The sequence below is a fragment of the Streptomyces sp. NPDC015171 genome, from assembly GCF_043079545.1.
Lineage (GTDB): Bacteria > Actinomycetota > Actinomycetes > Streptomycetales > Streptomycetaceae > Streptomyces.
Genome location: NZ_JBIBUO010000013.1, coordinates 260,617 through 284,627 on the forward strand (window position 1 = coordinate 260,617; position 24,011 = coordinate 284,627).

22 protein-coding genes and 1 riboswitch are annotated in these 24,011 nt (G+C 70.7%); of the genes, 7 read left to right on the forward strand and 15 right to left on the reverse strand.

Annotated features, from left to right (window positions below; translation table 11 throughout):
* Positions 1-169 precede the first annotated feature (169 nt).
* From ACF073_RS31040 to ACF073_RS31050, 3 genes are all read right to left on the reverse strand, one after another.
* Positions 170-1,210, reverse strand: coding sequence for an NlpC/P60 family protein (locus tag ACF073_RS31040; RefSeq protein ID WP_392074733.1), 1,041 nt, complete (start codon positions 1,208-1,210; stop codon positions 170-172).
* Between the two features lie 212 nt (positions 1,211-1,422).
* Complete coding sequence (locus ACF073_RS31045; protein WP_392074734.1) at positions 1,423-2,766, reverse strand: NYN domain-containing protein; 1,344 nt, start codon at positions 2,764-2,766, stop codon at positions 1,423-1,425.
* 46 nt (positions 2,767-2,812) lie between these two features.
* A complete protein-coding gene (locus ACF073_RS31050; RefSeq protein WP_014672226.1) occupies positions 2,813-3,052 on the reverse strand; it encodes a hypothetical protein in 240 nt (79 codons plus the stop codon).
* 161 nt (positions 3,053-3,213) lie between these two features.
* Here ACF073_RS31050 and ACF073_RS31055 point away from each other — a divergent pair, with 161 nt between their 5' ends.
* Positions 3,214-3,999: a rhomboid family intramembrane serine protease gene (locus tag ACF073_RS31055; protein ID WP_392074735.1), complete on the forward strand. Its 786-nt coding sequence runs from the start codon at positions 3,214-3,216 to the stop codon at positions 3,997-3,999.
* Positions 3,996-4,277, forward strand: a complete 282-nt coding sequence (locus tag ACF073_RS31060) for an Lrp/AsnC ligand binding domain-containing protein (protein ID WP_360734273.1) — start codon at positions 3,996-3,998, stop codon at positions 4,275-4,277. The genes ACF073_RS31055 and ACF073_RS31060 overlap by 4 nt, the downstream gene beginning before the upstream one ends.
* Here ACF073_RS31060 and ACF073_RS31065 read toward each other — a convergent pair.
* The 7 genes from ACF073_RS31065 to ACF073_RS31095 form a co-directional block, all read right to left on the reverse strand.
* The gene (locus ACF073_RS31065; protein ID WP_392074736.1) at positions 4,274-6,439 is read right to left on the reverse strand and encodes a PQQ-binding-like beta-propeller repeat protein; all 2,166 of its coding nucleotides are present in this window, start codon (positions 6,437-6,439) and stop codon (positions 4,274-4,276) included. The genes ACF073_RS31060 and ACF073_RS31065 overlap by 4 nt on opposite strands.
* 106 nt (positions 6,440-6,545) lie before the next feature.
* A complete protein-coding gene (locus ACF073_RS31070; RefSeq protein WP_392074737.1) occupies positions 6,546-7,907 on the reverse strand; it encodes an aminotransferase class V-fold PLP-dependent enzyme in 1,362 nt (453 codons plus the stop codon).
* Between the two features lie 154 nt (positions 7,908-8,061).
* Positions 8,062-8,178, reverse strand: a riboswitch (SAM riboswitch).
* A 73-nt stretch (positions 8,179-8,251) separates the two neighbouring features.
* A complete protein-coding gene (trpD, locus tag ACF073_RS31075) occupies positions 8,252-9,316 on the reverse strand; it encodes an anthranilate phosphoribosyltransferase (protein WP_392074738.1) in 1,065 nt (354 codons plus the stop codon).
* A gap of 121 nt (positions 9,317-9,437) precedes the next feature.
* Positions 9,438-11,096 (reverse strand): cytochrome bc complex cytochrome b subunit, encoded by a 1,659-nt coding sequence (locus ACF073_RS31080; protein WP_392074739.1) that lies wholly within the window; start codon positions 11,094-11,096, stop codon positions 9,438-9,440.
* The gene (locus ACF073_RS31085; RefSeq protein WP_392074740.1) at positions 11,093-12,151 is read right to left on the reverse strand and encodes a Rieske 2Fe-2S domain-containing protein; all 1,059 of its coding nucleotides are present in this window, start codon (positions 12,149-12,151) and stop codon (positions 11,093-11,095) included. The genes ACF073_RS31080 and ACF073_RS31085 overlap by 4 nt, the downstream gene beginning before the upstream one ends.
* Positions 12,148-12,960 carry a c-type cytochrome gene (locus ACF073_RS31090; RefSeq protein ID WP_392074741.1) on the reverse strand — a complete coding sequence of 271 codons (813 nt, stop codon included), beginning with the start codon at positions 12,958-12,960 and terminating at the stop codon, positions 12,148-12,150. The genes ACF073_RS31085 and ACF073_RS31090 overlap by 4 nt, the downstream gene beginning before the upstream one ends.
* A 62-nt stretch (positions 12,961-13,022) precedes the next feature.
* Positions 13,023-13,643 (reverse strand): heme-copper oxidase subunit III, encoded by a 621-nt coding sequence (locus tag ACF073_RS31095; protein ID WP_030616646.1) that lies wholly within the window; start codon positions 13,641-13,643, stop codon positions 13,023-13,025.
* A 154-nt stretch (positions 13,644-13,797) separates the two neighbouring features.
* Between ACF073_RS31095 and ACF073_RS31100 the strand changes: the two genes are divergently transcribed.
* A complete protein-coding gene (locus ACF073_RS31100; protein ID WP_392074742.1) occupies positions 13,798-14,199 on the forward strand; it encodes a two-component system response regulator in 402 nt (133 codons plus the stop codon).
* A 75-nt stretch (positions 14,200-14,274) separates the two neighbouring features.
* Here ACF073_RS31100 and ACF073_RS31105 read toward each other — a convergent pair whose 3' ends face one another.
* The 4 genes from ACF073_RS31105 to coxB all read right to left on the reverse strand — a co-directional run bounded on the left by ACF073_RS31105 (position 14,275) and on the right by coxB (position 18,781).
* Positions 14,275-15,537: an Ig-like domain-containing protein gene (locus ACF073_RS31105; protein ID WP_392074743.1), complete on the reverse strand. Its 1,263-nt coding sequence runs from the start codon at positions 15,535-15,537 to the stop codon at positions 14,275-14,277.
* Between the two features lie 159 nt (positions 15,538-15,696).
* Positions 15,697-16,095, reverse strand: a complete 399-nt coding sequence (locus ACF073_RS31110; protein WP_392074744.1) for a cytochrome c oxidase subunit 4 — start codon at positions 16,093-16,095, stop codon at positions 15,697-15,699.
* The gene (gene ctaD / locus ACF073_RS31115; RefSeq protein WP_392074745.1) at positions 16,092-17,825 is read right to left on the reverse strand and encodes a cytochrome c oxidase subunit I; all 1,734 of its coding nucleotides are present in this window, start codon (positions 17,823-17,825) and stop codon (positions 16,092-16,094) included. Before ctaD ends, ACF073_RS31110 begins: the two co-directional genes overlap by 4 nt.
* Entirely contained in the window at positions 17,822-18,781 is a 960-nt protein-coding gene (coxB, locus tag ACF073_RS31120) for a cytochrome c oxidase subunit II (RefSeq protein ID WP_392074746.1), read from the reverse strand. The genes ctaD and coxB overlap by 4 nt, the downstream gene beginning before the upstream one ends.
* A gap of 325 nt (positions 18,782-19,106) precedes the next feature.
* Here coxB and ACF073_RS31125 point away from each other — a divergent pair, with 325 nt between their 5' ends.
* A complete protein-coding gene (locus ACF073_RS31125) occupies positions 19,107-20,483 on the forward strand; it encodes a cysteine desulfurase/sulfurtransferase TusA family protein (protein WP_392074747.1) in 1,377 nt (458 codons plus the stop codon).
* A 61-nt stretch (positions 20,484-20,544) separates the two neighbouring features.
* Here ACF073_RS31125 and ACF073_RS31130 read toward each other — a convergent pair whose 3' ends face one another.
* Positions 20,545-21,519, reverse strand: coding sequence for a carbohydrate kinase family protein (locus ACF073_RS31130; RefSeq protein ID WP_392074748.1), 975 nt, complete (start codon positions 21,517-21,519; stop codon positions 20,545-20,547).
* 130 nt (positions 21,520-21,649) lie between these two features.
* On the opposite strand from ACF073_RS31130, the gene ACF073_RS31135 reads away from it, so the two are divergent.
* The 3 genes from ACF073_RS31135 to ACF073_RS31145 all read left to right on the forward strand — a co-directional run.
* Positions 21,650-21,859 (forward strand): hypothetical protein, encoded by a 210-nt coding sequence (locus ACF073_RS31135; RefSeq protein ID WP_392074749.1) that lies wholly within the window; start codon positions 21,650-21,652, stop codon positions 21,857-21,859.
* Between the two features lie 125 nt (positions 21,860-21,984).
* Positions 21,985-23,631: a hypothetical protein gene (locus ACF073_RS31140; protein ID WP_392074750.1), complete on the forward strand. Its 1,647-nt coding sequence runs from the start codon at positions 21,985-21,987 to the stop codon at positions 23,629-23,631.
* Positions 23,632-23,672: 41 nt separating this feature from the next.
* Positions 23,673-24,011, forward strand: a 339-nt coding sequence (locus ACF073_RS31145) for an IS5 family transposase (protein ID WP_392074751.1), incomplete at its 3' end; no start/stop codon positions are given.

Sequence of the window (24,011 nt, forward strand, 5' to 3'; positions counted from 1 at the left end):
GGAAACGCGCCAGACAGTAGCCGTGCGCAGCGACCCGAACCAAAGGCCCTGGCGTCAACGCACAGTGACGCCCCGCCGCTGACGCAGGTCACCGGCGGGGCGTGGAGTCAGTTACGGTCCCGGGGATTCGCCCGTTCGGGCGCCACCCTCGTCCGTGTGTCGACGTGGATCAGACCCGGACGCCGAACATGAAGGGGCCGCCGATCGTGCTCATCGACTCGTACCGGACGACCGTGCCGGTGCGCGGGGCGTGCAGGATCTGGCCGTTGCCCGCGTAGAGGCCGACGTGGTGGATGTCGTTGAAGAAGAAGACCAGGTCGCCGACCTTGAGGTCGTTGACCGAGGAGATCCTCGTACCGATGTTCGCCTGCGCCTCGGAGGTGCGCGGTATGGAGACGCCGGCCTGGGCGTAGGCCCAGGAGGTCAGGCCCGAGCAGTCGAAGGAGGACGGTCCCGTGGCGCCGTAGACGTACGGCTTGCCGAGCTGGGTCTGCGCGGCGGAGAACGCGGCCGAGGCGCGGCCGGAGGCCGGCGGGGCGTCGCCGAGGTCCACGCGCTCGCTGGAGGAGCGGTTGGCCCGCTCCTGCTTCTCGGCGAGCTGCTGCTTCTCCTTGGCGGTCAGGGTGTTCAGGAGCTTCTGCGCCTCGGCGAGCTTGCCCTGGACTTCCTTCTTCTTGCTGCCCAGCTCGGTGCGGGTGGCGGCGAGGTCCTTGAGCTTCTCGGTGGCCTCGGCCCGCTCCTGGGCGAGTTCGCGCTGCTTGTCCTGGATCTTCTTCAGCGCGTCGACCTGCTGGCTGCTCAACTGGTCGAGGGTGGACGCCTTGTCGAGGTAGTCGTCCGGGTTCGAGGACAGGAACAGCTGGACCGAGGCGTCGATGCCGCCGGAGCGGTACTGCGCGGTGGCCAGCGAACCCAGGCCGTCGCGAAGCTTGTTGAGCTCCTCCTGGCCGCGGGCGACGTTGTCCTGGATGGTGGAGATTTCCTTCTGCAGCTTCTGCTGCTTCTCCTTGGCGCCGTTGTACTTCTCGGTCGCCTGCTCGGCCTGCTCGTAGAGCTTGTCGACCTTGGCCTTGACCTCGTCCTTGCCGAGCTTCTCGCTCGGGGCGGCGTTGGCGGCGTTGGCGCTGAGCGCGACGGCAGCTGCGGCAGCGGTGGTGAGCACGGTCACACGCGTGCGGCTCGGCTGCTTGGGTCGACGGTGGGACGCCACGGAGGACGAACTCCTTCTTGTGAGTGATCACCCGTTCGGAGGTTCGAGCCCAGACCCTAGTGACCCAGTTGTGATCAGTTCAAATCCTCACGCCAAAAAATCCTGTCACGCAATGCATTCTTTGCACATAACTCACATGCAGTGATGCCCGATTGACACTACGTTGCGTGACGATTCGGCCAATTCGGGCATCAGCTATGTCCGTTGGACCTTCAGGACAGTCGCTTGAGGAGCACCGCCGAGGCCACCGGCCGGGCACCCGCCTTGGCGACCCCGTCGGCGACCTCCCGGTCCGTGGAGGCGACGATGACCGGGCGCCCGGGCGGCTCCGCGCGCACCAGCTGGCGGATCAGCTCGTCGGCCGTGACGCCGGGCTTGGAGAACAGCACCCGCACCCCGCGCGGCGGCGCGAGCAGCACCGGCGCGGCCAGCTCGGCACCGTCGAAGACACAGGTCACCTCGGCGCCGGTCTGCGCGGCGAGGGCCGAGAGCTGGCCCAGCAGCCGCAGCCGCTGCTTCTCCAGCGGCATCTGCGGATAGCCGGTCTTGGTCACGTTGTATCCGTCGACGACCAGATGCGCCTGGGGCAGTGCCAGCAGCTGGTCGAGGATGGCCGGATCGTTCTCCGACAGGGCGCGCGCCGCGATGTCCTTCGGGGTCATCCGGCCCGGCTCCACCGCGTCGACGGTCTCGGCCGGGCGCACCGACACCGGCGGCAGGGCGAGTTCACGCCGCAGCCCCTGGGTGGCGTCCAGCAAGGTGTCGAGCAGCAGCCGTACCCGCATGTCCTCCACGCTGCGGCCCTCCCGGGCCGCCCGGCGGGTGGCCTCCAGCGCGGCCTCGGCCTCGCCGAGACGGGCCTTGAGCCGCCGGGACTCGCTCTCCGTCGCCGACACCTGCGCCTGCGCCTCGGCGCGTACGGCGTCGAGCTCGCCGTGCGCCTTGCGCAGCGCGGCCTCGCCCCGCTTGACGTCGCTCAGCGCGGCGCGCAGCTTGCGGTGCAGCGATTCCGCTTCCCGCTTCGCCGAGTCCAGCTCCGTGCGCAGCCGTTCGGTCTCGGCCCGGGTGTGGTCACGGGCCCGCGCCAGCTCCGCGCGCAGCCGCTCCAGCTCCGCCCGGCTCTCCTCGTCGGCCCGCTCGGCGTCCGCCCGCTGGGCCTCCTCGCCGGCCGCCGTGACCAGCTTCACCCAGCCCGCCGGGCGCAGCACATAGGCCGCGGCCGCCACGTCGAGCGGGTCCGCGGCCGGCGGCGGCGCTCCCGAGTCGAGGGCGCCGGCGAGTTCCGGTTGCGCCTCTCTGAACTTCTCCCCGATCCGCTGCCGGAACAGCGGATCGGTCTCCAGCGCCGACGCCATCGCGTTTCCTGCGAACTTCGCCCGGCGATTGGGGGCGAACCGGGCGTACTGCCGCAACTGGGCGGGCAGTTCCGCCACCGTCAGCCCGCCGAAGCCGTCCGAGACGATCTGCACGACCCGCCGGCGCACGCCGTCGGGCAGCGGACGGTCAAGCACCTCGGCGGTGCCGTCGCCCGGCCCCCCGCCTGCGGTCTCCACCATCCGTCACACCCCAATACCGGAAGAAGCCTCCCCGGGGCCGCTCCGCTCAGGAGCCGGCGCCCGGCCTGTCCACGAGTTCCACCTGGTCCACCGCGTTGCACCAGCGGCAGCGCACCGATTCGATGGTCTCACTGACCACCTCGCGCTCCTCCACCGTCGGCTCCCCCGCCAGGTCGAGGTGGACGTACTCGACGACCTTCGACGAGCGGGTCACGTCGAACCGGGTGAGGTTGCCGCACAGGGTGCAGCGCCATCGTGTCGTGGCCGTCGGCAGGGGAACCGTCATGCTCACCGTCCGCTCTCTTCTCGTCCTGGCCGTGCGCGTCCGCGCCGCTCCCGACGCGTGTGGCTCGTAACCCTACGGCCTGGCGGGTACCCGCCGCCCGTCCGTTCGCGGCGGCGAGGCGGTCTGCCTGCTTGCGTCCCGTTACGTCATGCTCTGTAGTCATGATCAGCACCTGGAGCACCGCGACCGGCCGGACACTCAGAGCGGTCCGGGGCACCTCGGCCCCCGTGACGTACGGCCTCATCGCCCTGTGCTGCCTGGTCTTCGCCCTCGGCCCGGCCTCCGGCCTGGTCCCGGGACACGGCTCCGGGGACGCGCTGCTCGCCGCGCAGCGGGCGTATTTCCGGCGCTGGGGCGTGGTGCCGGCCGAGCTGTTCGCCGGAGCGCCCGAAGCGGTGCTCACCCCGGCCACCGCGCTGTTCGTGCACGGCAGCTGGGTCCACCTGCTCGGCAACATGCTCTTCCTCTTCGTCTTCGGCGCGATGACCGAGGAACGGATGGGCCGGGTGGAGTTCACCCTGTTCTACGCCGGCTGCGGCTGCCTCGCCCTGCTGGGCTACGCGGCGGCCAACGCGGCCTCCGAGCAGTCGCTGGTCGGCGCCTCCGGGGCGATCTCGGCGGTCCTGGGAGCGTTTCTGTACCTGTTTCCCCGGGCGCGGGTGACCAGTCTCCTGCCGTTCCTGTTCTTCCTGCCGCTGCGCTTCCCGGCCTGGGTGGTGCTGCCGTTCTGGGCGGCCCTCCAGTGGCTCGCGGCGGGCCAGGCCTCCGACGGGCCCGGGGTGGCCTACCTCGCCCATCTGGTCGGGTTCGGTCTCGGCTTCGGCTACGCGTGGCTGAGGTACGGGAGGCAGGCGGGAGGGCCGGGCGGGGCGGTGGTGGGGGACGAGCGGGCGACTAGAGTGAAGGCCGCCCCAGCTCCGGTCACCGAGGGAGAGAAACAGCCGTGATCACCGCGATCGTTCTGATCAAGACCAGCGTGGACCGGATCCCCGAGATCGCGGAGCGGATCGCCGCGCTGGACAGCGTCAGCGAGGTCTTCTCGGTCACCGGCACCTATGACCTGATCGCCATGGTCCGGGTCCGGCAGCACGAGGACCTGGCCGAGGTCATCCCGGGCCGGATCAGCAAGATCCCCGGCGTGGAGGGCACGGACACGCACGTGGCGTTCCGCACCTACTCCCAGCACGACCTGGAGGCCGCCTTCGCCATCGGCCTGGACAACTAGCCGCCCAGGTCCACCGCGGCGATGCCGGTGCCCGACGGGATGTAGAGGCGCCCGCCGCCGACGACCGGGGCGTGCTGGTCGTCGCCCGCCGCCCGGCCGAGGGCCGCGCTCCAGCGCTTCTTGCCGTTCAGGTCCAGCGCCCAGACCCGGTCGCCCGCCCGTACGTAGACGGTGCCGCCGGCCGTCACCGCGCGGGGCTCGGCCCGGCCGCCCCCGATGTCGTACGTCCAGGCCCGGGAGCCGTCGGCCGCCCGGACGGCGTACACCGTGCCGCTTTCGGTGCCGACGGCCAGCGTCCGGCTGCCCGCGGCCAGGGCGCCGGAAGCGTCCTCCCGGCGCCACAGCCGCCTGCCGTCCGAGACCCGGAAGCCCTGGCGCACGGCGGCGGAGTCCGCGAACAGGGTGGTGTGCGCGAGGGCGACCGCCGTGGCGTCGGTGCCCGCCGACACCCGCCACCTCTGCGAGCCGTCCCGCGCGTCCAGCGCGAACAGGGCGTCGGCGTAGCTGCCCGTGTAGATCACGTCGCCCGCGACGAGAGGGGTGCCGGTGGGGCCGGCCGAGGTCTTCGCGGTCCACTTCTCGCTGCCGTCGAAGGCGTAGCGGCGCAGGCCGCCGGTGTCCGTGCCGCCGACGGAGACGAGCACGTCCGCGCCGAGCCCCACCGGGACGGCGTACCCCTGGTCGCCGAGGGTGCGGGTCCAGCGCTGGTGCCCGGAGGTGTCCACCACGACCAGCCGGCGTACGTCGTCGGAGTGGAAGCCCACCACGCAGTACACGCCGTCCCGGGTGGCCACCGGGGTGGAGACGTCGTCGCCGAGCCGGACCTTCCAGCGCTTGGCGCCGTCCCGGGAGACCGCGTGCAGGACGCCGCCTGAGGTGCCGGCGTAGACGACGGAGCCGTCCGGGGAGAGCGCGCAGCAGGCGCCCTCCAGGCCGCCGATGCCGCCGAGGTCGTACTGCCAGCGCAGGACGGCCGACCGGACGGCGGCCGGGGTGTGCGCCACGCCCGGGTCCGCCTGGTCGGGCGGCTGGTAGCTGCCGCTGCCCTCGCTCTCGCCCCGGTACCCGTACCGCAGCAGCCAGGCGCCGCCGCCGACGGCCGCTCCGCCGGCCAGGACCTGCAGCAGCCGGCGCCGGCCGGGGGCCACCGGGCCCCACCGGCGCACGGCGGCGGTGGGGGCGCCCGCGGAGGCGGGGACGGTGGGGGCGCCCGCCGGGGCGGGCGCGGCGGTGGGCGCCTCCGCAGGGGTGGGAGCCAGGTACTCCACGCCGCTGGGGCGGTCGTCCGCGGCCGGGCGCGTCCACGCGGCGGGGCCGTACCAGCCCGGCCGGGCGGCGGTGCGCAGGGTGTCCGGGGTGAAGCCGGCGCTCGCCACCACCTCCGCGGGCTCCGGGCGCTTGAGCGGATCCTCGCGCAGACAGGCCGTCACCAGCGGACGCACCTCCTCCGGTACGCCGGACAGGTCGAAGTCGCGGGTCAGGATGCGCAGCAGGACCACCGAGTCCTGGCCCTCGCCGAACGGCTCCCGGCCGGCCGCCGCGTAGGCGAGGACCGCGCCGAGGGAGAAGACGTCGCTCGGCGGGCCGACCTGGCCGCCGTTGCGGATCTGCTCGGGCGATACATAGCCGACCGAGCCGACGACCGCGCCGGTCCGGGTCAGCGCGGTGGCCTCCAGGGCCCGCACGATCCCGAAGTCGATGACCCGGGGCCCGTCCGGGCCGAGCAGGATGTTCGACGGCTTCAGGTCGCGGTGGACCAGGCCCTTGCCGTGGATGGCGGCGAGCGCCTCGCCGAGCGCCGCGGCGAGGATCAGGACCGCGGGCCCGGGCAGCGCGCCGTGGTCGAGGACGGCGTCCCGCAGATTGGGGCCGGCCACGAACTCGGTCGCCATCCAGGGCCGTTCGGCCTCGGTGTCGGCGTCCACGACCCGCGCGGTGTACGTGCCCGCGCCGCCGACGGTCTGCGCGGCGCTGACCTCCTGGCGGAAGCGGGCACGGAAGGTGCGGTCCTCGGCGTATTCGGGTCTGACCACTTTCACCGCGAGCCTCAGCCCCGTGCGCGAGGCGGCGAGGTACACCTCGCCCATGCCTCCCGCGCCGAGCCTGCCGAGGACTTCGTACGGGCCGATGTGGCGCGGGTCGGTTGCGCGCAGCGGCTGCACTCCGGGCTCCCCCTGTCCAACGAGTCGTCAGGGGGAGCGTATACGCGCCCGGCCGTCCAGCCGGTTCCCAGGTGCGGCGCGTGCGGGTCGCGGGTCGGCGGTTTCGTCAGACCGCCGGGACGCAGCGGCCGTCCTCCGTGCGGTACTGCCACTTGGCGCCGTCCCGCACCAGCTCGGTCACGGCGGTCACGAAGCGCTCGACGTGCTCGTCGGGGGTGCCCGCGCCGAAACTCACCCGGATGGCGTTGAGCGACTTCTCCCCCGGGGCCGCCTCGGGTGCGCCGCACTCGCCCTGGGTCTCGGGGTCGGAGCCGAGCAGGGTGCGCACCAGGGGGTGGGCGCAGAACAGGCCGTCGCGGACGCCGATGCCGTACTCGGCGGAGAGGGCGGCGGCGAAGTGGGAGCTGTTCCAGCCCTCGACGACGAAGGAGAGCACGCCGACGCGCTCGGCGTCGGCGCCGAAGAGGGAGAGGATCCGCACCTCGGGGACCTCGGCGAGGCCCTCGCGGACCTTGGCGATCAGGTACCGCTCCCGGGCGACCAGGGCGTCCCAGCCGGCCTCCGTCAGCGCCTTGCAGGCCGCGGCGATGGAGTAGGCGCCGATGACGTTCGGGGAGCCGGCCTCGTGGCGGGCCGCGCTGTCGTGCCACTCCACGGCCACACCGCCGTCCTGCCTCCGGGTGACCTTGCGGCTCGCGCCGCCGCCCGCGAGGTACGGCTCGGCCGCCCGCAGCCAGTCGGCACGGCCGGCGAGCACACCGGAGCCGAAGGGGGCGTACAGCTTGTGCCCGGAGAAGGCGACCCAGTCGACGTCCAGGTCCCGGATGTCGACGGGGTGGTGCGGGGCCAGCTGGGCGGCGTCCAGGACGATCCGGGCGCCGTGGGCGTGCGCGGCGGCGGCCAGTTCGCGCACCGGCCACAGCTCGCCGGTGACGTTGGAGGCGCCGGTGACGCAGACCAGGGCCGGACCGTAGGGATCGCGGTCGGCGAGGGCCCGCTCCAGGGTCTCCACGGCCTGCCGGGGGGTGCGCGGGGCGTCCAGGTAGGTGACCCGCGCGTCCTGCCAGGGCAGCAGGGAGGCGTGGTGCTCGGTCTCGAACACGAAGACCTGGCAGCCGGCCGGGAGCGCACGGGCCAGCAGGTTCAGCGAGTCGGTGGTCGACCGGGTGAAGATCACCTGGTCGGCCGGGCGGCAGCCGAGGAACTCGGCGACCGCCGTGCGGGCGTTCTCGAACAGGTCCGTGGAGAGCTGGGAGAGGTAGCCGGCACCGCGGTGGACGCTGCCGTAGTACGGGGCGTACGCGGCGACGTCGTCCCAGACGCGCTGGAGGGCGGGAGCGCTGGCCGCGTAGTCGAGGGCGGCGTAGGTGACCTCGCCGCCGGTGACCAGCGGCACGGTGACATCTCGTCCCAGAACCGGCAGAGGGGTGCAAACGGACTGGTCGCAGGCAGCGGTGGAGACAGACATGACGGAACTCCCGTGAGAGGAACGCGCGCGATGCGCGGAAGAGAGAGAAGGGTGTGCGGAGGCGGGGCTCGGCGGCCCTATCGCATTCGCTTGCTCACGGAAGGCTCCTCGATGACCAGGATCCCTGGCCCCACACTGTCGGAAGTGTGCGAGGGATCCGCGCTTGCCGTACACCTTGCTGTGCACGGCCTGGTCTTCACCCGGGGCACCCCGCCACGGACGGAGGGTTGCCGGACAGTCGGCCGGGGCCTCATGACTGTCACTCATGACCTGGTACAGGAACGTACGCGAAATGATCGTCGTCCCGCAACCCGTGTCCGGATCGCGGGACGACACCCGCGGTGCTACGCGTTGCTCGCGGCCACCCAGCGCTCCAGCGCCCGCTTCGCCGCCCCCGAGTCGATCGACTCGGCGGCCTTCGCCATGCCCGCGCGGAGCTGCTCGGCGAGCGAGGTGTCCGCCGGCTGGAGGGCCACCAGGGCCGCCGCCGAGTTCAGCAGCACGGCGTCCCGTACGGGCCCCCGCTCGCCGTCCAGCAGCCTGCGGGCGACCTCGGCGTTGTAGACCGGGTCGCCGCCGCGCAGCGCCTCCACCGGGACCAGCTCGATACCGACGTCCCGGGGGTCGAAGCTCTCCTCGGTGACCTTGCCGTCCCGGACCACCCAGACCCGGGAGGTGGCCGTCGTGGTCAGCTCGTCGAGACCGTCGTCGCCGCGGAAGACCAGCGAGGAGTTGCCGCGCTCGGCGAGCACGCCCGCGACGATCGGCGCCTCGTGCGCGACGGCCACGCCGACCGCCTGGGACCGCACCCGCGCCGGGTTGGTCAGCGGGCCGAGCAGGTTGAACACCGTACGGATGCCCAACTGGCCGCGCGCCGCGCCCACATGCCGCAGCGCGGGATGGAACTTCACCGCGAAGCAGAAGGTGATGCCCGCCTCCTCGGCGACCTCCGCCACCCGCCGGGGGGTCAGGTCGAGGTTGACGCCGAGCTTCTCCAGGACGTCGGAGGAGCCGGACGCCGAGGACGCGGCCCGGTTGCCGTGCTTGACGACCTTCGCGCCCGTGCCCGCGACGACCAGCGAGGACATCGTGGAGATGTTCACCGTTCTGGCCCCGTCGCCGCCGGTGCCGACGATGTCGACGGTCCGGCCGGGCACCTCGATCACGTTCGCGTGCTCGTACATCGTGCGGACCAGACCGGTGATCTCCTCCACCGTCTGGCCCTTCGCCCGCAGCGCCACCGCGAACCCGGCGATCTGCGCGTCGGTCGCCTCCCCGCGCATGATGCGGTCCATCGCCCAGGCGGTGTCGTCGGCGGACAGGTTCCGGCCGTCCAGCAGACCGTTCAGCAGGGCGGGCCAGGAGCGGCCCGCCGCGGTGTCGCCTCCAGCGGGGGTCACAGCGCTCATCAGCCGCTCCTCGTTCACATACCTGCTCCGTCGCCCCCCACCCTATCGAGCCCGGTGACACGGCGAAGGGCCCCGTCCGCAACCCGGACGGGGCCCTCCGCGTGGCGTGGCGACGCGGTGATCAGTGGTGGCCGTGGCCGCTCGTGATCTCCTTGTACTCCTCGACGGTCGGCTTGGGGATCTGGCTGTCCTCGCCGTAGTAGGCATCGCTGAGCTTGGCGCGCAGCTTCTCGGACGCCGGAACCTTGCGCTCCACACCGTTCTCGTCCACCGTCGCGCCGATCGCGGCCGGCTCGTACTGGTGGTGCGAGGTGAGGGTGTGCAGCTGCTCCTGGCTGAGCGGCTCGTGGATCTCGATGAACTCACCGTGCGGCAGCCGCTTGATGATGCCGGTCTCGCGACCGTGCAGCACCTTCTCGCGGTCGCGGCGCTGCAGGCCCAGGCAGATCCGCTTGGTGACGATGAACGCGATGACCGGTCCGGCGAAGAAGAAAATCCGGACGAACCAGGTGACGTCGTTGATCGACAGATGGAAGTGGGTGGCGATGAGGTCGTTGCCACCGCCGATCAGGCCGATCATGTAGACCGTCACCCAGGCCACACCGAAGCCGGTACGGGTCGGCGCGTTGCGCGGGCGGTCCAGGATGTGGTGCTCGCTCTTGTCGCCGGTGACCCAGGACTCGATGAACGGGTAGAGCGCGATCGCCATCAGGACGAGACCGAAGAGCACCAGCGGGATGAACACGCCCAGGACGAGCGTGTGACCCCAGAAGTTGATCTCCCAGCCCGGCATGTAGCGGACCAGACCCTCGGCGAAGCCCATGTACCAGTCGGGCTGGGCGCCGGTCGACACCTGGTCCGGACGGTAGGGGCCCATGGCCCAGATCGGGTTGATCTGCGCGACCGCGGCGATGACCGCGATGACACCGAAGACCAGGAAGAAGAAGCCTCCGGCCTTGGCCATGTACACCGGCAGCAGCGGCATGCCGACGACGTTCTTCTCGGTCTTTCCGGGACCCGCGAACTGCGTGTGCTTGTGGTAGAAGACCAGGATCAGGTGCGCCACCATCAGGCCGAGCATGATGCCCGGCAGCAGCAGGATGTGGATCGAGTAGAACCGGGCGACGAAGTCGTGGCCGGGGAACTCGCCGCCGAAGAGGAACATCGAGATGTACGTTCCGACGATCGGCACGGACAGGATCGCGCCCTCGGTGAAGCGGACACCGGTGCCGGAGAGCAGGTCGTCCGGGAGCGAGTAACCGGTGAAACCGGTGAACATGCCGAGGACGAACAGCAGGAAGCCGAACAGCCAGTTGATCTCACGCGGCTTGCGGAACGCGCCGGTGAAGAACACGCGCATCATGTGCACGAACATGCCGGCGAGGAAGATCAGCGCGGCCCAGTGGTGGATCTGCCGGATGAGCAGACCACCGCGCACGTCGAAGGAGATGTGCAGGGTCGAGCTGAACGCCTCGGACATCAGCTGTCCCTGGAGCGGGACGTAGCTGCCGTGGTACTCCACCTCGTTCATCGACGGGTGGAAGAACAGCGTCAGATACACACCCGTCAGGATGATGATGATGAAGCTGTACATGCACACTTCGCCCAACATGAACGACCAGTGGTCGGGGAAGATCTTGCGCATGTTGGCCTTGGCCAGGGAGTAGATCCCGAGCCGGCCGTCCGCCCAGTCGGCGACGCGCTCGCCGGCCGGGGCCTTTCCGCGAGAGCGGCCCGCCGCGTCAGCGGCGGATGAATTCGTGTTCTCTGCAGTACTCATCCGCGCTCCCAGAATGCAGGACCGACGGGCTCCTCGAAGTCGCCGAGCGCCTGGAGGTAACCCTCACTGTCCACACCGATGCGCAGCTGCGGCAGGGCGTGGCCGGCGGGGCCGAAGATCACTCGGGCACCGTCGGAGAGGTCGAAGGTGGACTGGTGGCACGGGCACAGGACGTGGTGCGTCTGCTGCTCGTACAGCGAGATCGGGCAACCCACGTGGGTGCAGATCTTCGAGAAGGCGACGATGCCCTCGTGCGACCAGTCGAGCTCGCGCTTGTCCTTGATGTTGGCCGGCTGGAGCCGGACGATCATCAGGGCCGCCTTGGCGATCTCGTTCTGGAAGTCCTCGTCGTGCTCCTCCAGCCCGTCGGGCATGGCGAAGGTGAGCGAACCGACGGCGACGTCCTCGGGACGCAGCGGCTCGTTCGTGTTCATGTTGACCAGGCGCTTGCCCTTGGCCCACAGGGTGTGGCGGAGCTTGGTGCCCGGAGCCGGGCCGAGACCGCCGAGCAGCATGACGCCGGAGAGCGGCACCAGGGCCAGCGCGCCGAACATGGTGTTGCGGATCAGCTTGCGGCGGCCGAGCGCCGACTCCTTGGCGCCCTGCTTGAAGTCCGCGTGGACCTTCGCCCGGACCTCGGGAGAGGCCGCGATCGGGTGACGCTCGGCGGCGACCTCTTCGTCGGACATCAGAGTGCGGGCCCAGTGGACCGCGCCCGCGCCGATGCAGAACAGCGCCACGCCGAGGGTCAGACCCAGCGCGAAGTTCATCGCGCTGATGTGCCCGATCGGGAAGACGAAGATCGACTTGTCGTTCGGGATGACCAGGTACGAGACGATGAAGCCGATGGTGGCCAGCATCGACACCGTGAACAGCAGGGCGACCGCGCGCTCGGACCGCTTGGCGGCCCGCTCGTCGATGTCCTGGATCCGGTGCTCGTGCGGGGGCAGCCCCGGGTCGGCGAAGGGGTTCTCCTCGTCCGCGACCGTCACCGCACCGTGTGCGTGGTCCTGCGCAGCGGGCAGGTTCTCTTCTGGAATGTCTTGGCTACTCATGACTTCTTGGCCTTTGCGGTCCGAGCGGCGACCCAGACGGCGACCGCGATCAGCGCGCCGAGGCCGAAGATCCAGGCGAACAGACCCTCGCTGACCGGCCCGAGGCCGCCCAGCTCCAGACCGCCGGGGTTCTCCGTCTTGCTGCCGTCGACCGCGTTCAGGTACGCGATGATGTCCTTCTTGTTCTTCTCCGACATCGTGGTGTCGGGGAAGGACGGCATGTTCTGCGGGCCCGTCTGCATGGCCTCGTAGATGTGCTTGGGAGCGACACCTTCCAGGGTCGGAGCGAACTTGCCCTTGGTCAGGGCACCGCCCTTGCCGGTGAAGTTGTGGCACTGCGCGCAGTTGGTACGGAACAGCTCGCCACCCTTGGCGATGTCCGCACCCTCAGGGCCGTACTGCTCCTTGGTGGGCACGCTCGGGCCGGCGCCCAGCGACGCGACGTACGCGGCGAGCTGGTCGATCTGGGCCTGCGTGTAGATGTTCTTCTTCTTGACGACCTGCGGCCCCTGGGAGGTGGCGGCCGGCATGCGCCCGGTGGCCACCTGGAAGTCGACCGCGGCGGCGCCGACACCCACCAGGCTCGGGCCGTCGGAGGAGCCCTGGCCACCGGTGCCGTGGCAGCTGGCGCAGCCGACCTCGTAGAGCTTCTTGCCCTCCTTGATGGTCAGGGACTGGGAGGTTTCATCGGCCTGTGCCTTGCCCGCGGGTGCGAACGCGGCGTACAGCCCCCCAGTGGCCGCCAGCGCGAGGAGTAGGACGACGACCGCCGCCAGCGGATGGCGTCGTCGTGCGGAGAGCTTTTTCACGGATTACCCCGGTGTCAGGATCTTCTGCGTCGGTGCTTCTGGATGTGCGGGAGCGGTCCCGGCTACTTGATCAGGTAGATCGTGGCGAAAAGGCCGATCCAGACGACATCGACGAAGTGCCAGTAGTAGGACACGACGATGGCGGCGGTCGCCTGCTCGTGGGTGAACCTCTTGGCCATGTACGTACGGCCGAGGACCAGGAGGAAGGCGATGAGGCCGCCCGTCACGTGCAGGCCGTGGAAGCCGGTGGTCAGGTAGAACACCGAGCCGTACGGGTCGGAGGACAGCGAGATGCCGTCCTTCTTCACCAGCTCCGTGTACTCGTAGATCTGACCGCCGATGAAGATCGCACCCATGATGAAGGTCAGGATGAACCAGCCACGGAGCTTCTTCACATCGCCGCGTTCGGCCGCGAACACGCCGAGCTGGCAGGTGAGGGAGGAGAGCACCAGGATCGTGGTGTTCGTCGCGGAGAAGGGCACGTTGAGCGCGTGCGCCATCTCCTTCCAGTGATCCGGTCCGGTCACCGACCGGAGGGTGAAGTACATCGCGAAGAGGGCCGCGAAGAACATCAGCTCGGAACTCAGCCAGATGATGGTTCCGACGCTGGTGAGGTTCGGCCTGTTGACCGACGGGTGCGCGTGCCCTGTTTCTACTGTCGTTGCTGTCGCCACGACCGACATTATGTCGGTCGCTTATCTCGCGCTCACTCCGGGGGGTGCCGTTCGGAGTGTTGCCACCCGCCATACCGGTGTTGACGTGGTGTTCATGGGAGTAACATCCGCCCAAACGGCCCTGTCCGTCCTGTCCGTACGACGCTGACGTCCCGGAGGAACAATGCAGCCGACCGCCACGGTGCTGGTCTACAGCGACGACTCCAACACCCGCGAGCAAGTACGGCTGGCCGCCGGGCGCAGGCCCGCCCCTGACGTGCCCCTGGTGGAGTTCCTGGAGTGCGCCACTCCGGAGGCCGTGCTGCGGGAGCTGGGCAAGGGAGGCATCGACGTCTGCGTGCTGGACGGCGAGGCCGTGCCGATGGGCGGCATGGGGCTGTGCCGGCAGCTCAAGGACGAGGTGTTCCAGGCGCCGCCGGTGCTCCTCGTGATGGGCCGGCCGCAGGACGCCTGGCTGGCCACCTGGAGCCGCGCCGACGCGGCCGTGACCGCGCCGGTGGACCCGGTGGAGTTCGCCGCCGCGCTCGCCTCCCTGCTGCGGCAGAAGAGGCTGCTGAGCGCCTAGCGGGCACGGGCGCGGGGCCCGCGCGCGGCTGACGGCCCGTCGTGGCCCGCCGCGCGGTCCCCCGCGCCCGTTCATCTACACCGCCGTCGGCTGGAGGCGTACGGCGTCTCCCGGTGCCGGTCCGTCCGGTGTGCCGTTGACCAGGGCGCTGCCCGTGCGCCACTTCTTCCAGTCGACGTTCCAGTCGCCGAAGCCGTTGCCGAAGGGCTCCATGGGGTCGCCGGCGGAGTTGACGACCTTGACGATGTCACCCTCGCGGATGTTGTCGTAGAACCACTCGGCGTTGCCCGTGCTCATACCGGTGCAGCCGTGGCTGACGTTCGCGTAGCCCTGGGAGCCGACGGACCAGGGCGCGGCGTGGACGTACTCGCCGGACCAGGTGACCCGGGTGGCGTAGTAGACCGGCAGGTCGTAGGAGTCGGAGGTGCCCTCCGCGATGCCGACGGTGCTGCCGCGCATCCGTACGAAGTACTGCTTCTCCAGGACGACCTTGACGCCGTTGCGGGTCTCGAACCCGGCCTTGCCCGTGGTGACGGGGATCTGCTCGATCTGCTCGCCGTTGCGGTAGTACGTGAGCTGGTGCGTGGACGCGTCCGTGACGACCTCGACCCGGTCGCCCGTGGTGATCGTCAGCGGTGCGGACGCCCCGCCCCACAGCCGGTCGCTGATCCTGACGCCGTCGAGGTTGCTGTGCACCCGGACGACCGCGTGGCTGGGCCAGTACTCCTTGGGGCGGTAGTGGAGTTCCTTGTCGCTGACCCAGTACCAGGAGCCCTGCACGGCCGGCACGGAGTCGACGCGCAGCGCCCGCTCCACGACGGCGCGCTGGGCCTTGTCCTTGACGGCCTGGTCGAGTTGGGCGGTGATGGGCTGCCCGACGCCGTAGGTGCCCGTCTTCGGCCCGAAGGTGACCTGCAGGCGCTTCTTGCTGGCGGGCTGGCTGGTGTCGAACGTGAGGGTCTTGCGGCCGGGTGCGCCGTCGTCGTCCTCGGTGCTCACCGTGACCGTGTAGTGGGCGTTGGCGGCCAGCGGGGCGGTGCTGTGCCAGCGGCTGCCGTCGGCGGCGAGTTCGCCCGCCACGAAGCGCCCTGTGGCGTCCTGGGCGGTGACATCCGTGATGCGCCCGTCACCGCTCTCGGCGGTGATCTCCAGGGGCTTGTCCGGATCGGCCCGCTTCCCCGCCTCGGTGGGGCCGCTGAAGGAGATCTGGTCCGCCGCGTCGTACGGCCTGGCCGACAGGGGGTCGCCGTCCGAACCGCAAGCGGTGACGCCCGCGCCGAGGGCGGTCACCAGCAGGGCGCAGCTGACGACGGTGCGGGTCCGCGGAGTGTGGTTCATATGATCACGCTATGAGGTGACGAGCCTACTGGCGCGGCAGGTAACTCGTACGAGGGAACGACATTCCGGCAAAGGCAGGACCCGGGGGTGCCGGCGGAAACGCCGGGAGCCCGGACCCTCCGTCAGGAAGGTCCGGGCTCCCGGTGTGTCCGGTGCGTCCTACTGGGTGCGGTTCTCACCGTGGTAGTACTCGAACACCCAGCCGAACAGGCCGATCACGATGAACGGCGCGGAGAAGTAGATCAGCCACCAGCCGACCGCGATGCTGAGGAAGGCGACCGCGCCGCCGAAGCCCAGCATGAGCGGCTGCCAGCTGTGCGGGCTGAAGAAGCCCAGCTCGCCCGCGTCGTCCGCGACGTCCGCCTCCTTGTCGTCCTGGGCGCCCGCGTCGACCCGCCGGGCGGTGAAGCCCAGGTAGAAGCCGATCATGACGCTCAGGCCGAAGGCCAGGAAGAGCGCGGTGGTGCCGGCCGGCTCCTTCGACCACACGCCATACACGATGGCCATGATCAGGATGAAGACGCTCAGCCAGATGAACATCCGACCCTGGATCTTCACTTGCCGGCCTCCTTGCTGCCCGCGACGGCGGTGCCGTGACCGGCGTGCTCCAGCTGCTCGAGCGCGGCGATCTCAGGGTGGTGCAGGTCGAACGCCGGGGATTCGCTGCGGATCCGCGGCAGGGTGAGGAAGTTGTGCCGCGGGGGCGGGCAGGAGGTCGCCCACTCCAGCGAACGGCCGTAGCCCCACGGGTCGTCCACGCCGACCGGCTTGCCGTACTTGGCCGTCTTCCACACGTTGTAGAGGAACGGCAGGATCGACAGGCCGAGCAGGAACGAGCTGATGGTCGAGATCGTGTTCAGGGCGGTGAAGCCGTCGGCCGCGAGGTAGTCCGCGTAACGCCGCGGCATGCCCTCGGCGCCCAGCCAGTGCTGGACCAGGAAGGTGCCGTGGAAGCCGATGAACAGCGTCCAGAAGGTGATCTTGCCGAGCCGCTCGTCCAGCATCTTGCCCGTCATCTTCGGCCACCAGAAGTGGAAGCCGGAGAACATCGCGAAGACGACCGTACCGAACACCACGTAGTGGAAGTGCGCCACCACGAAGTAGGAGTCGGAGACGTGGAAGTCCATCGGCGGCGAGGCGAGGATGACACCCGTCAGACCACCGAAGGTGAAGGTGATGAGGAAGCCCACCGCCCACAGCATCGGTGTCTCGAAGGACAGCGAGCCCTTCCACATCGTGCCGATCCAGTTGAAGAACTTCACACCGGTCGGTACCGCGATCAGGAAGGTCATGAAGGAGAAGAACGGCAGCAGTACACCACCGGTGACGTACATGTGGTGGGCCCACACCGTCACGGACAGACCGGCGATCGCGATGGTGGCCGCGATCAGACCCATGTAGCCGAACATCGGCTTGCGCGAGAAGACCGGGATGACCTCGGAGATGATGCCGAAGAACGGCAGGGCGATGATGTACACCTCTGGATGGCCGAAGAACCAGAAGAGGTGTTGCCACAGCAGGGCTCCGCCGTTCGCCGCGTCGAACACATGGGCGCCGAATTTTCGGTCCGCCTCCAGGGCGAACAGCGCGGCGGCCAGGACCGGGAAGGCGAGCAGGACCAGCACGGCGGTCAGCAGCACGTTCCACACGAAGATCGGCATGCGGAACATGGTCATGCCGGGCGCGCGCATGCAGATGATCGTGGTGATGAAGTTGACCGCGCCGAGGATGGTGCCGAAGCCGGAGAAGGCCAGACCCATGATCCACATGTCGGCGCCGATGCCCGGGCTGCGGACCGCGTCCGAGAGCGGGGAGTAGGCGAACCAGCCGAAGTCGGCCGCACCCTGCGGGGTGAGGAAGCCGCCCACCGCGATCGTCGAGCCGAACAGGTACAGCCAGTAGGCGAACATGTTCAGCCGCGGGAACGCCACATCGGGAGCACCGATCTGCAGCGGCATGATCCAGTTGGTGAAACCGGCGAACAGCGGCGTCGCGAACATCAGCAGCATGATCGTGCCGTGCATCGTGAACGCCTGGTTGAACTGCTCGTTCGACATGATCTGCAGGCCCGGACGGGCCAGCTCGGCGCGCATCAGCAGCGCCATCACGCCGCCGATCAGGAAGAACGCGAACGAGGTGACCAGATACAGCGTGCCGATCGTCTTGTGGTCGGTGGTCGTCAGCCACTTCACCACGACATTGCCGGGCTGCTTGCGCCTGACCGGCAGCTCGTTCTCGTACGAGTCCTCAGCTGCCGCGGCACCCTGGGGTTCGTTGAGGATGCTCACAGGTTGTTCGTCTCCCGGTTCTTCTCGTGGCTCGTCTGCGCGATGCCGGCGGGAATGTAACCGGTCTGCCCCTTCTTGGCGAGGTCCTTGAGGTGCTGCTCGTAGCGCTCGGGGGAGACGACCTTCACGTTGAACAGCATCCGGGAGTGGTCGACGCCGCAGAGCTCAGCGCACTTGCCGAGGAAGGTGCCCTCCTTGTTGGGGGTCACCTGGAAGGCGTTGGTGTGGCCCGGGATGACGTCCTGCTTCATGAGGAACGGCACCACCCAGAAGGAGTGGATGACGTCACGCGAGGTCAGGACGAAGCGGACCGTCTTGCCCTTGGGAAGCCAGAGGGTCGGACCCGGGTTGCCGGTCTGCGGGTTCCGCGTACCGGGCGTGCCGACGTCGTAGACGCCGCCGGCGTTCGCCGGGAACTCCTTCTTGAACCGGTCCGGAATGGCGTCCAGGTTCTTGTCGGTCTTGGCATCGCCGGCGGAACCGGGGACGCTCTCGACGTAGTTGAAGCCCCAGCTCCACTGGAAGCCGACCACGTTGACCGTGAGGTCGGGCTTCTTGGAGGTGTCCAGGAGCTTCGACTCGTCCCGGGCCGTGAAGTAGAAGAGCACCGAGATGATGATGATCGGGACCACCGTGTACAGCGCCTCGATCGGCATGTTGTACCGGGTCTGCGGAGGTACCTCGACCTTGGTGCGGCTGCGCCGGTGGAACATGGCGCTCCACAGGATCAGGCCCCACACCAGCACGCCGACGGCGAGCGCGGCAGCCCAGGAGCCCTGCCACAGGGAGAGGATCCGCGGAGCCTCTTCCGTGGTCGGGGTGGGCATGCCAAGGCGGGGGAAGTCCTTGTATGTGCAACCGGTAGCGGTCGCCAGGACCAGGCCCGCGGTCAGTGCCTGCAGCAGCTTCCGCCGCATCGGGCGCCGCGGCGAGCGGTCGGAGCCGTTGGGACTCACGTAGCGCCTTCCCGAGAGTCTCGCCCGCGCGGTCGGCTGCGGCCTTCTCGCTGGTCGGTCGCCGCCCTGCGTCGGGCAGGGGTTTGGATGTTTATGCGGACCAAACCCTAGCCGACGCTCTCCGAGGGTTCGCGGGGAGGGGGGCATACGCGTCGCCTGTCACTCTGTTGGGGTGCGGATGGGCGCCCAATAGCTCGGGTTATGGCGGTTTGACGTGCGGGTCCGCCCGCGTTGTGGTTTGCCGCGCCCACGCGGCGGGGCCCTTCGCCGGCACCGCCCGCGCCCCTGCGGCCGGCCGCTTCCCGGCACGCTCTAACGTGGCTGTGTGTCCTACTTTGACGCTGCGTCCGCCGCCCCTCTGCACCCCGTGGCCCGCCAGGCGCTGCTGGCCTCCCTCGACGAGGGCTGGGCCGACCCCGCGCGGCTCTACCGGGAGGGACGCAAGGCGCGGTTGCTGCTGGACGCCGCGCGGGAGGCGGCGGCCGACGCGGTCGGCTGCCGGGCCGACGAGGTGGTGTTCACCCCGTCCGGCACCCGGGCCCTGCACACCGGGATCGCGGGGGCGTTGGCCGGCCGGCGCCGGGTCGGAAGCCACCTGATCGTGTCCGCCGTCGAACACTCCTCCGTACTCCATTCGGCGGAGGTGTGCGAGGCCGGGGGCGGGACCGTCACCCGGGTGGCCGTGGACCGGACCGGAGCCGTGGACCCGGCGGCCTGGGCCGCCGCGCTCCGCCCGGACACCGCGCTGGCCTGCCTGCAGTCGGCCAATCACGAGGTGGGCACCGTGCAGCCGGTGGCCGAGGTGGCCGAGGTGTGCCGGGCCGCCGGGGTGCCGCTGCTGGTGGACGCGGCCCAGTCGCTGGGCTGGGGGCCGGTCGAAGGCGGCTGGTCGCTGCTGGCGGCCAGCGCGCACAAGTGGGGCGGGCCGTCCGGGGTGGGGCTGCTCGCCGTCCGCAAGGGGGTGCGGTTCGCCGCCCAAGGGCCGGTGGACGAGCGGGAGTCGGGGCGGGCACCCGGTTTCGAGAACATCCCGGCCGTCGTGGCGGCCGTGGCCTCGCTGCGCGCGGTACGGGCCGAGGCGGCCCAGGAGGCGGTACGGCTGCGGGAACTGACGGAGCGGATCCGGGCGCGGGTGCCGGAGCTGGTGGCGGACGTGGAGGTGGTCGGCGACCCCGAGCGCCGGCTGCCCGGGATCGTCACCTTCTCCTGCCTCTACGTCGACGGCGAGGCGCTGCTGCACGAGCTGGACCGGGCGGGCTTCTCCGTCTCCTCCGGCTCCTCCTGCACGAGCAGCACGCTGACGCCCAGCCATGTGCTGAAGGCGATGGGGGTGCTGACCGAGGGGAACGTACGGGTGTCCCTGCCGGCGGGAGCGGCCGAGGAGGACGTGGAGCGCTTCCTCGCGGTGCTGCCGGAGGCCGTGGCGGGGGTGCGGGAGAAGCTGGGGGCGCCGGTGCCCGCGACGGTCGTGCGGGCCGAGGAGCTGGTCGTCGACTCGCTCGGCAAGCGGTGCCCGATCCCGGTCATCGAGCTGGCGAAGGTGTTCGGGCGGGTGCCGGTGGGCGGGACCGTCCGCGTCCTGTCGGACGACGAGGCGGCCCGCCTCGACATCCCGGCGTGGTGCGAGATGCGCGGGCAGGAGTACGTCGGGGAGGAGCCGGCGCAGCGGGGTACGGCGTATCTGGTGCGCCGGGTCAGCTGAGCGTCCCGGAAGGGCGCGGGGAACCGGCCGGCTCCCGCGCGCCCGTGCCCGGGGGCCCGCCTCAGCTCAGGTGGGCGCGGACCTCGTCGGCGGCCTCTTGCCCGTAGGCCTTGGTGAACCGCTCCATGAAGTGGCCCCGGCGCAGCTGGTACTCCTGCGTGCCGACCGTCTCGATGACGAGCGTGGCCAGCATGCAGCCCACCTGGGCCGCGCGCTCCAGCGAGACCCCCCAGGACAGGCCCGAGAGGAACCCGGCGCGGAAGGCGTCGCCGACGCCCGTGGGGTCGGCCTTGCACTCCTCCTCGGCGCAGCCGACCTCGATCGGGTCCTCGCCGGAGCGCTCGATGCGCACGCCCCGGGAGCCGAGCGTGGTGACGCGGTGGCCGACCTTGGAGAGGATCTCGGCGTCGCTCCAGCCCGTCTTGGACTCGATGAGCCCCTTCTCGTACTCGTTGGAGAAGAGGTAGGTCGCGCCGTCCAGCAGTATCCGGATCTCCTCGCCCTCCATCCGGGCGATCTGCTGGGAGAAGTCGGCGGCGAAGGGGATGTTCCGGGAGCGGCACTCCTCCGTGTGGCGGAGCATGCCCTCCGGGTCGTCGGCGCCGATCAGGACCAGGTCGAGGCCGCCGACGCGGTCGGCGACCGTCTTCAGCTCGATGAGGCGGGCCTCGCTCATCGCGCCGGTGTAGAACGAGCCGATCTGGTTGTGGTCCGCGTCCGTGGTGCACACGAACCGCGCGGTGTGCAGGGTCTCGGAGATGCGGACCGATTCGGTGTCCACGCCGTGGCGGTCGAGCCAGGCGCGGTAGTCGTCGAAGTCGAAGCCCGCGGCCCCGACCAGGATGGGCTGGGTCCCGAGCTGCCCCATGCCGAAGGCGATGTTCGCGCCGACGCCGCCCCTGCGGACGTCCAGGTTGTCGACCAGGAAGGAGAGCGAGACCGTGTGCAGCTGGTCCGCGACGAACTGGTCGGCGAAACGGCCGGGGAAGGTCATGAGGTGGTCGGTGGCGATGGAGCCGGTGACTGCGATGCGCACGACGGACATTCTCCTGCGGTCGGCGGGATTGACAGTTCACGCTACCCGCTCGGGGCGGACCGTAGAAGTTGGCAAAACTACCCGATAGTAGATCTTTCTTCGCGAGGCACTCCATGCCTACGGTGCCGCTATGACGAACCTCAAGGTCAACCCCACCGCTCCGGCCGACCTGGAGGGCGATCTCGCCGCGCTGCGCGGCGACTGTGCCCGGATGGCTCCGCACTGGACGGTTCCCCGGCACGCCGAGTCCCGGCCGGTGCCGCCGTCCCGCATCCACGGCGTGACCGTGCCGGCCCGCTCCGCCCGGCTGCTGGACGCGATGTCGGACTACGGCGACTGACCCGCGGGACGTGACACCTGGCGCGCGCCCCCCGGGCGCGCGCCAGGGAACCGCACGCTCCCCTCCCGCGTCCCACCGCCGTCCCCCGCGCAGGGGACACGGCTTACCGAGCGAGGAGCGATGCGGTGAACACCGAGCGGCCTGAGAACTCCGGGAACGCGGAGGTTCCCGGAGCATCCGAAGAGCGTGCGGCCGAACCCGTCCCCGAGGCGTCCGGGGCCCGCCAGGAACAGGCGGCCGAGGGGACACGGGAGACCGCGCGGCCGGCCCCCGCGGACTCGCCGGCGACGGCGGACCGGGACGGGGCGGACGAGGAACGGGCGCCCCGGCCGAGGTGGCGGTCCACGGCGGCGGTGGTGTCCGTCGCCGCGGCGGCCGTGCTGCTGGTCGGCGGCGGCGGGGCGCTGCTCGCCGCGCACGGCGGCACGGGGAGCGGCGGCAGGGACGGCACGGCCGGATCGGACGGGGGCGGCACTCCCCCGCCGCTCGCGCTGGACGGCTGGGCCGGGAACGGCACCGGCGGTATCGCGCCGGGCGAGCCGGATCCGTACGGCGCCCGGTACACGGCGCGGGGCCCGCTGCCCGACGGGCCCGGCTCGGCCGCGGTGTACGAGCCGGGGGCCGAGGTCGGCCGGGAGCAGGTGGCGCGGCTCGCGCGGGCGCTCGGGGTCGACGGGACGCCGGTGGCCGAGGGCCGGATCTGGCGGATCGGCGGCCAGGACGGCTCGGGACCGACCCTGACGGTGAACCGGGACGCGCCGGGCAGCTGGAACTACAGCCGGTACGCGCCCGGCACCGACAACTGCCGCAAGGTGACGGTCTGCACGCAGGACCCGGGTGCCCCGGCCGGCGCCCCGGTGAGCGCGGCCGAGGCGGAGCGGGCGGCGGCACCGGTGCTGAAGGCTGCGGGTCTGGACGACGCCAAGACCGACGCGAGCCGGGTGATGGGCGCCCAGCGGGTGGTCAACGCCGATCCGGTGGTCGGCGGGCTGCCCACGTACGGCTGGACGACGGGTCTGACCGTCGGCCGCAAGGGCGAGCTGGTCGGCGGGCACGGGATGCTGAGCACGCCGGCGAAGGGCGACACGTACCCCGTGCTGGGTGCCGGGAAGACGCTGGAGCTGCTGAACGGGGAGGCGAAGGGCGGTCACCGGATGGGGATCGGCGGTTGCGCGAGCCCGGTGCCGCTGAAGGACCGGCTGGAGCAGCCGTGCGGCGCGGCCACGGGGACACCGAAGCCGGCGGCGCACACGGTGACGGTCGACAAGGCGGTGTTCGGGCTGGCCGCGCAGTCGGTCGGCGGGCGGCAGACGCTGGTGCCGTCCTGGCTGTTCGAGGTCCGCGGGGCGGCGGCCGGCGACGCGTTCACGGTGACGTATCCGGCGGTCGACCCGGAGTACCTGGCCGCGCCGTCCGCTCCCCCGGCCGCCACCCCTTCGGCGCCCTCGTCCCCGGCCGCGCCGGGCAAGGGCCGGACCGTCGACGTGAACGCGTACACGGCCGACGGACGGACGCTGAACCTGAGCTTCTACGGCGGGGTGTGCGCCGACTACAAGACCTCGGCGCGGGAGAGCGGCGGCCGGGTGACCGTTTCGGTCACCGAGCGGCCGTGGCCGGGCAAGGTGTGTGTGCTGATGGCCGAGGAGTACGTCAAGACCGTACGGCTGGACGCGCCGCTGGACGGGCGGAAGGTGGTCGGCACGGACGGCAGGGCCGTCCCCGCGGCGAAGCCGGGCTCGCTGCGGCCGGACGCGTCGGCGCGGCCGCGCTAGGCAGTGTCTTCAAATGATCTTGCCTGGTGGATCATGGTGGCGTGATACGTCGTCATGAACTGTCGGATGCCGAGTGGGAGTTCGTCCGGCCGTTGCTGCCCGAGTCGTTGCGGGGGCGGAAGCGGCTGGACGACCGCAGGGTCCTGAACGGGATCGTGTGGAAGTTTCGCACCGGTGTCGCCTGGCGGGATGTGCCCGAGCGTTACGGGCCGTGGGCCACGCTCCATACCCGTTTCCGCAGGTGGGCGGTGGACGGAACGTTCGACCGGATGCTCCGAGCCGCCCAGGCGAAAGCCGACGCGGCTGGTGACGTCGAGTGGCTCGTCTCGGTCGATTCGACCGTCGTCCGTGCCCACCAGCACGCGGCCGGGGCTCGAAAA